This is a genomic window from Streptomyces shaanxiensis, assembly GCF_039537145.1.
Lineage (GTDB): Bacteria > Actinomycetota > Actinomycetes > Streptomycetales > Streptomycetaceae > Streptomyces > Streptomyces shaanxiensis.
In genome coordinates this window covers 1-12,293 of sequence record NZ_BAAAZY010000025.1, presented here as the reverse complement: position 1 = coordinate 12,293, position 12,293 = coordinate 1, and the positions used below count along the sequence as shown (strand labels likewise).

General features: G+C 69.5%; 13 protein-coding genes and 1 pseudogene. 3 read left to right on the top strand and 11 right to left on the bottom strand.

Features of this window, described 5'->3' with window-relative positions; all coding sequences use genetic code 11:
* Positions 1-4: 4 nt before the first annotated feature.
* The 7 genes and pseudogenes from ABD932_RS36830 to clpS all read right to left on the bottom strand — a co-directional run bounded on the left by ABD932_RS36830 (position 5) and on the right by clpS (position 4,954).
* Complete coding sequence (locus tag ABD932_RS36830; protein ID WP_126392545.1) at positions 5-283, bottom strand: MoaD/ThiS family protein; 279 nt, start codon at positions 281-283, stop codon at positions 5-7.
* A gap of 115 nt (positions 284-398) precedes the next feature.
* A complete protein-coding gene (locus ABD932_RS36825; RefSeq protein ID WP_323378004.1) occupies positions 399-494 on the bottom strand; it encodes a putative leader peptide in 96 nt (31 codons plus the stop codon).
* A gap of 88 nt (positions 495-582) precedes the next feature.
* Positions 583-1,515: pseudogene (locus ABD932_RS36820) on the bottom strand (LacI family DNA-binding transcriptional regulator).
* Positions 1,516-1,530: 15 nt separating this feature from the next.
* Positions 1,531-1,953 carry a M67 family metallopeptidase gene (locus ABD932_RS36815; RefSeq protein WP_345019875.1) on the bottom strand — a complete coding sequence of 141 codons (423 nt, stop codon included), beginning with the start codon at positions 1,951-1,953 and terminating at the stop codon, positions 1,531-1,533.
* Positions 1,954-2,160: 207 nt separating this feature from the next.
* Positions 2,161-3,600, bottom strand: a complete 1,440-nt coding sequence (locus tag ABD932_RS36810) for an amino acid permease (protein WP_345019873.1) — start codon at positions 3,598-3,600, stop codon at positions 2,161-2,163.
* Positions 3,601-3,963: 363 nt separating this feature from the next.
* Entirely contained in the window at positions 3,964-4,572 is a 609-nt protein-coding gene (locus ABD932_RS36805) for a DUF2017 domain-containing protein (protein ID WP_126392555.1), read from the bottom strand.
* A gap of 64 nt (positions 4,573-4,636) precedes the next feature.
* Positions 4,637-4,954 (bottom strand): ATP-dependent Clp protease adapter ClpS, encoded by a 318-nt coding sequence (gene clpS / locus ABD932_RS36800; RefSeq protein ID WP_250085672.1) that lies wholly within the window; start codon positions 4,952-4,954, stop codon positions 4,637-4,639.
* 91 nt (positions 4,955-5,045) lie between these two features.
* Here clpS and ABD932_RS36795 point away from each other — a divergent pair, with 91 nt between their 5' ends.
* Positions 5,046-6,404, top strand: a complete 1,359-nt coding sequence (locus tag ABD932_RS36795) for a nicotinate phosphoribosyltransferase (RefSeq protein WP_345019870.1) — start codon at positions 5,046-5,048, stop codon at positions 6,402-6,404.
* A 136-nt stretch (positions 6,405-6,540) separates the two neighbouring features.
* Positions 6,541-7,131, top strand: a complete 591-nt coding sequence (locus ABD932_RS36790; protein WP_345019868.1) for an isochorismatase family protein — start codon at positions 6,541-6,543, stop codon at positions 7,129-7,131.
* Positions 7,132-7,182: 51 nt separating this feature from the next.
* Here ABD932_RS36790 and ABD932_RS36785 read toward each other — a convergent pair whose 3' ends face one another.
* Positions 7,183-7,527, bottom strand: a complete 345-nt coding sequence (locus ABD932_RS36785) for a hypothetical protein (protein WP_345019866.1) — start codon at positions 7,525-7,527, stop codon at positions 7,183-7,185.
* A gap of 157 nt (positions 7,528-7,684) precedes the next feature.
* Positions 7,685-10,033: an immune inhibitor A domain-containing protein gene (locus ABD932_RS36780; protein WP_345019864.1), complete on the bottom strand. Its 2,349-nt coding sequence runs from the start codon at positions 10,031-10,033 to the stop codon at positions 7,685-7,687.
* Positions 10,034-10,433: 400 nt separating this feature from the next.
* Between ABD932_RS36780 and ABD932_RS36775 the strand changes: the two genes are divergently transcribed.
* Positions 10,434-10,685 carry a hypothetical protein gene (locus tag ABD932_RS36775; protein ID WP_345019861.1) on the top strand — a complete coding sequence of 84 codons (252 nt, stop codon included), beginning with the start codon at positions 10,434-10,436 and terminating at the stop codon, positions 10,683-10,685.
* An 11-nt stretch (positions 10,686-10,696) separates the two neighbouring features.
* Here ABD932_RS36775 and ABD932_RS36770 read toward each other — a convergent pair whose 3' ends face one another.
* Together ABD932_RS36770 and ABD932_RS36765 are read right to left on the bottom strand one after the other, a co-directional pair.
* Positions 10,697-11,344, bottom strand: coding sequence for an RDD family protein (locus ABD932_RS36770; protein ID WP_345019860.1), 648 nt, complete (start codon positions 11,342-11,344; stop codon positions 10,697-10,699).
* 124 nt (positions 11,345-11,468) lie between these two features.
* On the bottom strand, positions 11,469-12,293 hold an 825-nt coding region (locus ABD932_RS36765), incomplete at its 5' end, for an RDD family protein (protein WP_345019858.1).

Here is a 12,293-nt window from a genome sequence, read left to right as displayed (position 1 = left end):
TGGATCAGGCCATACCGCCGGCCACGGCCGGCAGGATCGTGACGTTGTCGCCGTCGGCGAGCTTGGTGTTGATGCCGTCGAGGAAGCGGACGTCCTCGTCGTTCAGGTAGACGTTGACGAAGCGGCGCAGCTCGCCGCCGTCGACGATCCGGGCCTGGATGCCCGCGTGCCGGGTCTCGAGGTCGGCGAGCAGCTTGGCGAGGGTCTCACCGCTGCCCTCCACCGCCTTCTGACCGTCGGTGTAGGTGCGGAGGATGGTGGGGATGCGGACCTCGATGGCCATGGCTCAGGGCTCCTGTCGGGAGTAGTCAGTCGGGGGCGCGCGGCAGCGCAAGTAATGCGGGTGTGGTGCACGTGAGGCGCCGCGGCTCACGGCCGTACGGCGGCAGGGCGTCGCGTCAACAGATGGCGCTGGCGAGCCTGCACAGGTCGACGTGCAGCCGCGCCACGAGCAGCAAGCCCGGCGTCTTCTCGCTCACGTCGTGGAAAACCATGGGGTCATCGTATCGATTCCCGGTCCGGCTTCTGGAATGTGATCCCACATCGCGGACGCAAGAGGGCCGGGGAGTGAGACCGCCCTGTTCAGGCGGACCCCCGCAGCACCAGGCGGGTGGGTGTGACGACGGACGGGACCTGCGCACCTTCGCACAGCAGCCGGGCCATCAGCCGGCCCATGCCCTCGATGTCCTGGCGGATCGTGGTCAGCGGTGGGTCGGTGGACTCGGCGATGGGCGCGAGGTCGTCGAAGCCGACCACGGCCACGTCGTCCGGCACCCGGCGGCCCCGCTCGCACAGCACCCGCAGCGCCCCGGACGCCATGAGGTCGGAGGCGGCGAAGACGGCGTCCAGGCCGGGGCGGCGCCAGCAGCGCGGCCATGGCCTCGGCACCGCCCTGCTGGGTGTAGTCGCCCTTCTCGATCAGCTCGGGCGAGGCGTCGAACAGGACGTCGCGGTAGCCGGCGAGGCGGTCGACGGCGGACGCCTCCTGGTCGTACGGCCCGGTGATGGTCGCGATGCGCTCGCGGCCGAGCGAGAGAAGGTGGCGTACGGCCTCCCGGGCGCCGCCGCGGTTGTCGGCGTCGACGTAGACGTGGGCGGGCACGGGCTCGCCCTCGCGCAGCAGCGGGCGGCCGCCGAAGACCGCGGGCAGGCCGAGGCGCCGGATCATCGCGGGCAGTGGGTCGTCGGCGCGCAGGGAGAACGGCAGGGCTCCGTCGACATGGCCGCCGCCCAGGGAGTCGGCGACGCGCGGACAGTCGTCCGGCTCCTCCAGAACAGCAGGACCGGCTGGACGCCGTGCGCCACCAGTTCCTTGCGGATGCCGCGCAGATGACGGTCGAAGAAGGGGTCGATGAACAGCCGGTCCTGCGGCTGGGTCGCGACGACCGCGACGGCGGTGTTGCGGCGGGTGACCAGCTGACGGGCGGCGTGATCGGGGACGTAGCCGAGTTGGGCGATCACCTCGCGGACACGGTCGGCACTCCGACGGGCAGGTCGCGCCCCCGAGTTACGGATCGGTCGGGCCGGGGATCAGTACGCCTCGACCACCTTGACCTCCTCCTCCGTGACCTCACCCTCGACGATGCGGAAGGAGCGGAACTGGAACTCGCCGAGGCCGTCGGTGTCGGCGGTGGAGACCAGGACGTAGTGCGCGCCGGGCTCGTTGGCGTAGGAGATGTCGGTGCGGGAGGGGTAGGCCTCGGTGGCCGTGTGGGAGTGGTAGATGACCACCGGCTCCTCGTCGCGGTCGTCCATCTCGCGGTAGAGCCTGAGCAGGTCGCCCGAGTCGAACTCGTAGAACGTGGGCGACATGGCCGCGTTCAGCATCGGGATGAAGCGCTCGGGGCGGTCCGAGCCGGCCGGCCCCGCCACGACGCCGCACGCTTCGTCGGGGTGGTCCTTGCGGGCGTGCGCGACGATCTGGTCGACGAGGGCCTGGGTGATGGTCAGCATGCGGCAAGAATAAGCGGGCGCGCGAAGCGCTCGTATGGGGTGGTGGTGGGAGACGGGCGGGAAAGCAGAGGGGCCGCCCCGTACCGAAGGGTGGTACGGAGCGGCCCATATGCCGGACGTGGGGACGTCCTGGGATGTGGACGTCCTGAGCGGCGGCCGCAGGGAGCGCCACGAGTGCCCCTGCGGCGGACGTCCACGGTCCTGGTGTCAGCCGACCTTTTCGAGTTCCGGCTCGTCGCCGCCGCGGGCGGCGATCTGCGGGTTGCGGCTCTTGAGGATCGCCCAGCCGACGCCCAGGGCGACGGCCCAGCCGGCCGCGACGTACAGGCAGATCCGCGCGTCCTTGTCGTACGCGATCATGAAGGTCACGCCGATGAGGAAGAGGAGCGCGACCCAGCTGAAGAGCGCCCCGCCGGGAGCGGGGAAGGACGAGGCGCGCAGTCGGCCGGCCTCGACCGCGGCGCGGTAGCGGATGTGGCTGACGAGGATCATCATCCAGGTCCAGATGCCGGCCGCGGTGGCGACGGAGGTGACGTACTGGAACGCCTTCTCCGGGACGACGTAGTTCAGGACGACGCCGATGCCCATGAGCGCCACGGAGACCGCGATGCCGACGGCGGGCGTCTTGCGGGCGGTGAGCTTGCCGAAGGCCTGCGGGGCCTCGCTGTTGGAGGCGAGGTCGCGCAGCATCCGGCCGGTCGAGTACATGCCCGAGTTGCAGGACGACAGGGCCGCGGTGAGCACCACGAAGTTGACGATGCCCGCGGCGAGCGGGATGCCGATCTTGCCGAACGCGTGGACGAACGGGCTCTCGCCGGCGGAGAACTCGGTCCACTTGACCACGGAGAGGATCACCAGCAGCGCACCGACGTAGAAGACGATGATGCGCCAGGGCAGGGTGTTGATGGCCTTGGGCAGGGTCTTCTCGGGGTTCTCGGACTCGCCCGCGGTGACGCCGACGAGCTCGACGGCGAGGTAGGCGAACATGACGCCCTGGAGCGTCATCAGGCTGGAGCCGATGCCGTTCGGGAAGATGCCGCCGTGCGACCAGAGGTTGGAGACGGTGGCGGTGTCACCGGCGTCGGAGAAGCCGAGGGTGAGCACGCCGAGGCCGATGACGATCATGCCGATGATGGCCGTGACCTTGATCATCGAGAACCAGAACTCGACCTCGCCGAAGATCTTGACGGAGATCAGGTTGACGCCGAAGAGCACCACCAGGAACACCAGGGCGCTGACCCACTGCGGGATCTCGGGGAACCAGAAGTGGATGTAGATCGCGGCGGCCGTGAGCTCGGCCATGCCGGTGACCACCCACATGAGCCAGTACGTCCAGCCCGTGACGAACCCGAAGAACGGGCCGAGGAACTCCCGGGCGTACTCGGCGAAGGAGCCGGAGACGGGCCGGTAGAGCAGCAGCTCGCCCAGGGCCCGCATGATGAAGAAGATGACTACGCCCGCGAGGGCATACATGAGGATGATGCTGGGGCCGGCCTTCGCGATGTTCGCTCCGGCACCCATGAACAGCCCGACGCCGATGGCGCCGCCGATCGCGATCATCTGGACCTGACGGCTGCCGAGACCCCGCTCGTACCCCTCCTCCGGGGCATCCGTGGCCTTCGCGTCAGTGACCTTCGAAGAGGTCATGTGTAGTGCGCCTTTCTCCATGCCGACCCGGGCCTTCGTCGGCCTCGGATCGGGTCTCGATCCCCCCGGATTGCTGGAGCTGTGCCCGGCCGACGATCCGCCGGCCATGTGGCGCACCCGGCCGAACATTCGGGTGGTGCTCGTCGGGCGTCGTGAAGATTTATCACGGTCATAACAGTGATCGGGGACAGGCCATGTGGCGCATCGCACAGGAAGAACCGGACAAAATCATCGCCGCCACCCAGAGTGGGCGGCGGCGGTGACGCGATCGTTATTCGGATTTGAGCGTCCGCTGAGCGAACACAAAACCGTCACAGATCGTCAAGAAGAGGGGCACGACGAGTTCAGGAGAAGGAGCACGCCTTACGGCATCAGCGTCGCGACCAGCGTCTCCTGGAGTCCGCCCAGCCACAGATACGCCATCACCATCGGCTTGCGCGGGTCCTCGTCCGGGAGCCGGTAGAGCAGATCGGTGTCGTCCTCGTCGGCGATGTCCAGGCGGGAGCCGATGGCCAGGCGCAGGTCGTTGAGGGCGCCGAGCCACTGCTGGGACTCCTCGACGGAGAGCTTGAGCACCGCGCCGCTCTCTCCGGCGGAGGCGGCACTGAGCGCGTCCAGGGAGCGGACCACCGCGAGGGCGTTGTCGCGCTTGCCGGCGCGCAGGTCGTTCTCGGTGTAGCGGCGGAACTCCGCGGAGTGCGCCCGCTGCTCCTCGGCCTCCTTGGCCTGCGGGGTGCCCTCGGGATCGCCGTAGGCGTCCGGGAACAGGCGCTTGAGGACCGGGTCGGCCGGCGGTTCGCTCGGGCCCTCGGCGAAGAGCTCGGCGAGCGGGTCGTCGGGGGCGTCCTCGGCGGGGCCGGGACCGATGAGCTCCAGGAGCTGGACGGCCAGCGACCGGATGATGGAGATCTCGACGTCGTCGAGGGCGACGGCCGCGCCGCCGTCGGGGAGCGGTTCGAAGGTTCCTGGCATGGAGGCGATTCGCTACTTCCGGTCCTGCGGGCGGGAGGTCATGTCCGGTCCTGCGAGCGGGAGGTCATTTCCGGTCCTGCTGGAGGGTGGCCCACAGGCCGTAGCCGTGCATGGCCTGCACGTCGCGTTCCATCTCCTCGCGACTGCCGCTGGAGACGACCGCCCGGCCCTTGTGGTGGACATCGAGCATGAGCTTGGTGGCCTTGTCCTTGCTGTACCCGAAGTACGCCTGGAAGACATACGTCACGTAGCTCATGAGGTTGACCGGGTCGTTGTGGACGATCGTGACCCAGGGGACGTCCGGCTCGGGTACGGCGAAGGTCTCTTCGGCCGCTTCGGTGCGTTCGATCTCTACGGGAGCGGGTGACGTCACACAGCCCATGCTGCCACCGGAGGGGGGTGGTCGCACAAATCCTCGGTCCACCCCCGGACCAAATCGTCAGACTGACGAAATGGGGGTACCATCCATTGCCATGAACACAGCGGACCTTGGGCTGCCGGTGGATGTTCCCTCGACGGCGCTCTTCACGGACCAGTACGAGCTGACGATGCTGCAGGCAGCCCTCAAGGCGGGCACCGCCGAGCGGCGATCGGTCTTCGAGGTCTTCACCCGGCGGCTGCCGAACGGGCGCCGGTACGGCGTCGTCGCGGGCACCGGCCGCGTCCTGGACGCCGTCGAGAACTTCCGCTTCGACGCGGACGTCCTCGGCTTCCTGCGCGAGCGGAAGATCGTCGACGAGGAGACCCTGCAGTGGCTCGCGGGCTACCGCTTCTCCGGCGACGTCTGGGGCTACCCCGAGGGCGAGGTCTACTTCCCGGGCTCGCCGATCATGCGGGTCGAGGGCACCTTCGCCGAGTGCGTGCTGCTGGAGACGGTGATCCTGTCGATCCTCAACCACGACTCCGCGATCGCCGCGGCCGCCTCCCGCATGTCGTCGGCCGCCGGTGACCGCCCGCTCATCGAGATGGGCGCCCGGCGCACCCATGAGCTGGCCGCGGTGGCCGCGTCCCGCGCCGCGTACGTCGGTGGCTTCGCCTCCACCTCCGACCTGGCCGCCGGCTTCCGCTACGGCATCCCCACGGTCGGCACCAGCGCCCACGCCTTCACCCTCCTGCACGACCGCGAGCGGGACGCCTTCCGGGCCCAGGTCGACTCCATGGGCCGCGGCACCACGCTGCTCGTGGACACCTACGACGTCGCCGAGGCGGTCCGTACGGCCGTGGAGGTCGCCGGGCCCGAGCTGGGCGCCGTCCGCATCGACTCGGGCGACCTGCTGCTGGTCGCGCACCGGGTCCGGCAGCAGCTGGACGAGCTGGGCGCGACGGGCACGCGGATCATCGTGACGTCCGACCTGGACGAGTACGCCATCGCCTCGCTGGCGGCGGCGCCGGTGGACGCGTACGGCGTCGGCACCCAGCTGGTGACCGGGTCCGGGCATCCGACCTGCTCGATGGTCTACAAGCTGGTCGCCCGCGCCGAGTCCGCCGACCCGAGGGCCCCGCTGGTGCCGGTGGCGAAGAAGTCGAGCGGCGGCAAGACCTCCATCGGCGGCCGCAAGTGGGCCGCGCGGCGCCTCGACGAGTACGGCGTGGTGGAGGCCGAGGTCGTCGGCACGGGGGCGGTTCCGGCGGAGCTCGCCGAACAGCAGCTGCTCGTCGAGCTGATCAAGGGCGGCGACGTGCTGGCCCGAGAGTCGCTGGACGTCGTACGGGACCGGCACGCGGCCGCCCGGGCGAACCTGCCGCTGTCCGCGACACAGCTCTCGCGCGGGGAACCCGTCATCCCGACGGAGTATGTCAACGGGCGCTCGGGTAGCCAGACGGGGTCGTGAAGTGAGTGCGCCCTGCGCGCTCACCCCATGCCCCCTCCCGCACCCGACTCGAAGTCTCTAGGCTCGGAAGTTCACGGCCGGGCCCGCACGCTTTCACCGTCCCGACCTCAGCGTCCATAACCGAAGGACACCGACCATGCGCCGCGCCTTGATCGTCGTAGACGTGCAGAACGACTTCTGCGAGGGAGGCAGCCTCGCGGTGGCCGGCGGTGCCGATGTGGCCGCCGCCGTCACCGAGCTGATCGGGCAGGCGGCAGGGTCCGGCTACCAGCACGTCGTAGCGACCCGCGACCACCACATCGCGCCCGGCGGCCACTTCTCCACGAACCCCGACTTCGCCCACTCCTGGCCGGCGCACTGCGTCGCGGGCACGGAGGGTGTCGGCTTCCACCCGAACTTCGCGCCCGCCGTCGCCTCCGGCGCGATCGACGCGGTGTTCGACAAGGGGGCGTACGCGGCGGCCTACAGCGGGTTCGAGGGGGCCGACGAGAACGGCGTGAAGCTGGCCGACTGGCTGCGGGCCAGGGCGGTCTCGGAGGTGGACGTGGTGGGCATCGCCACGGACCACTGCGTGCGCGCCACCGCACTGGACGCGGTGCGGGAGGGCTTCCGCACGCAGGTGCTGCTGGACCTGACGGCCGGGGTGGCCGAGGAGAGCACCGAGCGGGCGCTCGAGGAGATGCGGGAGGCGGGCGTGGAGCTCACCGGGAAGCCGGTCGTCGCGTAGCGCTCCGCGGGGGTGCCGCCGAGCGCTCCGCGGGGGTGCGGTCCTGAGCGCTCACGCCGACGCCGCCGGGCGTCTGAGCAGCGCCCTGATCGGGTGCCACAGCTCCTGGGCGAGTTCGGGGCCCAGGGCGACACCGTTGTCAGGCGCGGTTCGCCATATCAGGCCGTCCGGGTGGTGCAGGACCGCCGTGATCTCGTCCGGTGTGGGCGGGGCGCCGTTGCCCCGCAGGTAGACCGCCCGCATGCCCAGATTGCGGAGCCTGGTCAGGGCTCGGGCGCGGTTCTGGGCGTGGACGAGGACACGGACGCAGCCCGTGCCGTGAGCGGTGGGTCTGGGCAGGTTCAGCGCCACCACCACGCTGCCGGTCGGCAGCTTGCAGAAACCTCCTGCGGCCATGCGGTCACACCCCCGTGCGAGTCGGTGTCAGGGTCTGGATCAAGGTCGGCGTCCGTGCCGGTGTCAATAACGGAAGCACAGGGTGCACCTAAACACGAACGGCGGCGACCCGCCAAGGGGTCGCCGCCGATCATGCTCTGACCTGCGGAGATGCTGTTTACTTCGCCGCTCTGCCGACCTCGACCGTGATCGTCGAGCCGTTCTCGGCCTCCTTGATGATCTTGATCTTGGTGTTGGTGTCAGTGATCTTGACGCCCGCGTACGGGGTCGCGGCGTCGTAGTACGTGTTGGTGCGGTCGTTGAAGACCGGCACCCCCGCACGCGACGGGATCCGGGCCGCGACGTCCGCGTTGTGCAGCGTCATGCCGTCCGTGCGGTACCGGCTGAACGGCGAGTCGTAGGACTGGATGCGGTTGCGCATCAGCGTGCCGTCGGTCCACTTCAGCGGAGTCGGGTGGGAGTCGACGGGCAGGATCAGGCCGACACCGGGGTGCTGGCTGGTGTTGTTGTCCGGCTGGGAGGTGTCCCACTTCCAGATCAACAGGCCGTTCTGGTACGCGTAGTGCTCCACCCAGCTCGGACGGGTCGTCGAGAAGCCGAAGTTGTACGGGCCGGTCTTCAGGGTCTTGTCGTACGACACGTACTGCCGGTTCTCGGCGATGTAGTACTGCGCGTAGTCCTTGGTGAAGGAAGCGCCCATGCGCGAGAAGCCGTTCACGGTCCACGCCGCGTCCGCCTGCTCCGCACCGTCCGAGAACAGGGCGGAGCCGTCGGCGGTCACGGTGATCTCGTCGGCCGCGAAGCCCTTCATGGCCAGGCCGCCGTCGGTCGCGTAGCGGAAGCGCAGGTCGATCTTCTTGCCCGCGTAGGCGTCGAGCGGGAAGACCAGCTTCTGGTACGAGTCGACCGCGCCGTCCAGCGCCGGCTTGCCGCTGGCGTCACGGCCGATCTGGGCGCCGCCCGCCGTGCCGTCGATCGCCGTCCAGTTGGCGCCGCCGTCGGTCGACACCTCGGTGTAGAGGTAGTCGTAGCCCTTCTCGATCTCCCACCAGCCGTCGAGGCTGAGGGAGGCGGAGGACTTGCCGGTGAGGTCCACGGACCGACTGAGCGTGTTCTTCAGGTTGTTGCCGCGGCCGCTCCACCACTGGGTCGCGCCCTTCGACGGAGTCACGAGCTCGGTGGTGACGGCCTTCTTCGGCAGCTCGACCACGAGCGCCTGCTTGTGCCGGGTGTTGTACTCGGCCACGCCCAGCTTGTGCTCGGATTCCGTCGCGGCCTTCGCCGTGTCGTACTTCAGCCAGCCCAGCTGCAGCTTGTCCCAGGCGGTCATGTCGCCGGGCAGGTCACCGATCTCGTTCTTGCCGGTGCCGAGCCAGGAACCGGAGGACATCAGGGTCCAGAAGCCGGTGGAGTTCTCGCCGCCCGCGGTGTCGTAGTGGTCCGGCAGACCGAGGTCGTGGCCGTACTCGTGGGCGTAGACGCCGAGGCCGCCGTTCTCCGGCTGGACGGTGTAGTCGCCGACCCAGATGCCGGTGGAGCCGATCTGGGCGCCGCCCATCTTGTTGTCCGCGGGGCCGGTGGCGCCGGCGTCGGTGCCGAACGCGTACCAGCGGTGGGCCCAGATCGCGTCCTCGCCCTGCGCGCCGCCGCCCGCGGACTCGTCCTCGCCGGCGTGCACGACCTGGAAGTGGTCGATGTAGCCGTCGGCCTCGTTGAAGTCGCCGTCACCGTCGAAGTCGTTGCGGTCCCACTGGTCGAACTTCGTGACGTCCGCCTTGATCTCCGCGTCGGTCTTCCCAGCCGCCTTCTGCTGGGAGACCCACGCGTTCAGACCGTCGCTGACGACGTTCCACACGCTGGGGCAGTTGGTCTCGCCGCAGGCGTTGTTGCCGTAACGGGCCTCGTTGTAGGGGACCTTGACCCAGTCGGTGACCTCGCCCTCGACCGAGTAGCGGCCCGAGGACTGCTTCTCGTAGTACTTCTTCAGCGACTCGGTCTTCTTGCCGGTGCCGAAGTAGAGGTCCTGGTAGTGCTTCTGGTTGTAGTCCGCCTGCCAGGCCGTGGAGTTGTCCTCGGCCCGGTCGGGCTCGGCTATCTGGTTGTGCGCGGGGCCGGGCGTGCCGCCGAACTCGCTGACCTTGTCGCCGAACTCGACCAGGATCGTGAATATCCGGTCCGTCTTCTCGCGGCCCAGCTCGACGTACTTGCTGTCGCCCTTCTTGCTCTTGAGCTCGACGACCTTCGAGCCGTCGCGGTCCTTCACCTTGGCCTTGCCGGATATGACCTGGTTCAGGGCTTCTTCGCGCTGAGCCTCCCGGGTCCTGCTCAGGGGGCCTTCCAGGTTGTGGTCGGCGTGAGGGTGCTCCGCCGGGTCATGGCGCTCCACGGACGGCTCCGCCGCGCCTTCGTCGGCCTGAGCCACCGCGAAGGTCGAGAACGTCGCCGCTGCCGTCGCGAGCGCGACGGTTGTTGCCGCCGCTCTGAACGTCCAGGGTCTACTGGTCACTTGCTTCCTCCCCCGCGTCCGGGCGCGCGGAATGAAGGGGGTCCTGGTCATGGAGGTCCGCGCGCGCCTGATCAACGCGTGTAGTCAAGTGACGACATTTGACTAGAGGTTAACCAGAAAAAACAGACCTTGACTTGAACAGGTCAATTGCACTATGCGGAGTCGATGTTCGTTTTACGGACAACCACTCTTGGCCCAACGGGCGCGTGCGACCGTCCACTTGGTGGACGGTATGAACCAGTGCGCCCCCCGTGCACCGGCACTGTTGGTCAGGTCACGCTTACGGTTTGTTCCACTCGGGCATGCACGCGGTTAGAGTCGGATGGCGGAACGCCCGGACGTCGGCGGAAAGCCAGGCCGAGACCCCCCGTGCACCCCTGATTCCGAGGACACGATGATCATGCCTCGTCCGACTGCCGCACAGCTCGCCTACGGCTCGTGCACCGTGATCTTCTCGACGCTCGCCATGCTGCTGCTGTCGCAGACGAGTTCGGGTGCGGGGATCGCGGTCATCGCCGTCTCGGCGCTCCTGCTCGGGCTGCTGGTCGCCTTGACGGTGCCCATGCCCAAGAGGGCCCGCGTGGTGGCGTTGCGCAAGCCCGCCGACGCCGAAGCACAGCACACCGAGGAGCCCGTACTCACCCAGTCCTGACCTTCCGTACGTCAGGTGCCGGTGCTGACCACCACCGTCTTCGCCGACTTGTCGTGCAGGCCCTGCTTGTAGGGCTTGTCGAAGAAGCTCCAGCCGCCGGCGATCGCGGTCCAGATACAGGCGCAGCAGAACGCGAACGGGATCCACAGCACCGCCGCCCGGATCAGCGAGGTCTGCACGGACGGTGTGGCGCCGTTGTCGAGGTTGGCCACCCGCATGTTGAGCAGCTTCTTGCCCAGCGTCTGCCCCGTTCTGGCGGTCATGAAGGTGTCGTAGCCGATGAAGAGCACGGCGGCGACCAGGGACTGCACGAAGGACTTGCCGTACTCCACCTTGTCGGTGTCCGTGTCGTACTCGCTGACGCCGAACCCCCACGTGAGCAGCCAGACGACGACGCCCACGAGGATCATGTCGATGATGCGCGCCAGTGTGCGCTTGCCGCTGTCGGCGAGCGGCGGCATCCCGGCGAGCGGGTCGGTGGGATACCCGCCGCCGCCGTACGGATCACCGCCACCGCCGTAGGGCGGCGGGGGCTGGCTGCCGTACGGCGGCTGATCGCCGTACGGCGAACCCGAGCCCCCGGCCGGCGGGGGCTGCTTCTTGAACGGGTCGTCTTCCGGGGGCGGCTGACCGGAGCCGGGAGGCGGTTCGCTGCTCATGGCCCGAGTCGACCGCGAACCCACCGGCTTCGCATCCGGCGCGGGGCCGTCCGGAGTACGGAATCGTCCGGGCCGTTCGCCTCAGGGGGTGCCCCCGCGACGGACGTAGGGCGGTCGGACGCGGTCAGCCGGCGACGAACGTACGGGCCGCCTTGTCGTGCAGGCACTGGTTCCAGGGCCGGTCGAACAGGCACCACGCCACGCCGACGACGCCGATGACGAGCAGGTTGGGGATGGTGAAGACGAGCCAGCGGCGCAGGGCCGCGCCGAACTCCGGGGGCTCGTGGGCCTCGATGTCCCGCACCTCCAGGCCGAGCAGCTTCTTGCCCAGCGTGCGGCCCCACTTGGCGGTGGGCAGGACCTCGTAGACGAGCCCGACCAGCAGCAGGACGGCCAGGACGATGCCCAGGTACACCGATGTCGTGCCGTCCAGCAGCCATACGGTGACCGTCTCGCCGGAGAGCCTGGCGGTGTCGATCTTCTCGTTGACGTGGTCGACCGCCTTGATGCCGAGCGGCACGGCGGCGGCCGAGGTGATGGCGGCCACCACGAAGTTGTCCAGCATCCTGGCCACCAGCCGCTTGCCGAGGCTCGCCGGGCGGGCGGCGGCCTGGCGCATGGCGGCCGCCTGGAAGATGTCCTCGACCGGGGGCTTCCACGGGGCGACCGGCTGGTCGTCACCCGCGAGCCGGTGCACCTGCTGCGCCCAGGAGGACTGGCCGCCGCCGGGCCCGGCCGCCATGGGCGCCGCGGGCTGCGGGCCGCCCTGGTGGGGGACGCTCGGGGCGGCCTGCTGCGGGCCGGAGACAGGCGTGGGGGCCGCGGGGGCGGCCGGGGCGCCGGCACCGGCCTGAGCGCCCGCCTGAGCCGGTCCCTGGGCCGGTCCCTGGGCCACCGCGGCGCGGTCGGCGGCGGCCTTCCCGCCGCCGAAGCCGGGGCCCTGCGGAGC

Excerpts from the sequence above, each read along its gene's own strand:
- ABD932_RS36815 (WP_345019875.1), bottom strand. The coding sequence starts at position 1,953 with ATGCTGACCATCACCCAGGCCCTCGTCGACCAGATCGTCGCGCACGCC.
- ABD932_RS36775 (WP_345019861.1), top strand. The coding sequence starts at position 10,434 with ATGCCTCGTCCGACTGCCGCACAGCTCGCCTACGGCTCGTGCACCGTG.
- ABD932_RS36805 (WP_126392555.1), bottom strand. The coding sequence starts at position 4,572 with ATGCCAGGAACCTTCGAACCGCTCCCCGACGGCGGCGCGGCCGTCGCC.
- ABD932_RS36825 (WP_323378004.1), bottom strand. The coding sequence starts at position 494 with ATGGTTTTCCACGACGTGAGCGAGAAGACGCCGGGCTTGCTGCTCGTG.
- clpS (WP_250085672.1), bottom strand. The coding sequence starts at position 4,954 with ATGGGCTGTGTGACGTCACCCGCTCCCGTAGAGATCGAACGCACCGAA.
- ABD932_RS36790 (WP_345019868.1), top strand. The coding sequence starts at position 6,541 with ATGCGCCGCGCCTTGATCGTCGTAGACGTGCAGAACGACTTCTGCGAG.
- ABD932_RS36785 (WP_345019866.1), bottom strand. The coding sequence starts at position 7,527 with ATGGCCGCAGGAGGTTTCTGCAAGCTGCCGACCGGCAGCGTGGTGGTG.
- ABD932_RS36830 (WP_126392545.1), bottom strand. The coding sequence starts at position 283 with ATGGCCATCGAGGTCCGCATCCCCACCATCCTCCGCACCTACACCGAC.
- ABD932_RS36770 (WP_345019860.1), bottom strand. The coding sequence starts at position 11,344 with ATGAGCAGCGAACCGCCTCCCGGCTCCGGTCAGCCGCCCCCGGAAGAC.
- ABD932_RS36810 (WP_345019873.1), bottom strand. The coding sequence starts at position 3,600 with ATGACCTCTTCGAAGGTCACTGACGCGAAGGCCACGGATGCCCCGGAG.
- ABD932_RS36795 (WP_345019870.1), top strand. The coding sequence starts at position 5,046 with ATGAACACAGCGGACCTTGGGCTGCCGGTGGATGTTCCCTCGACGGCG.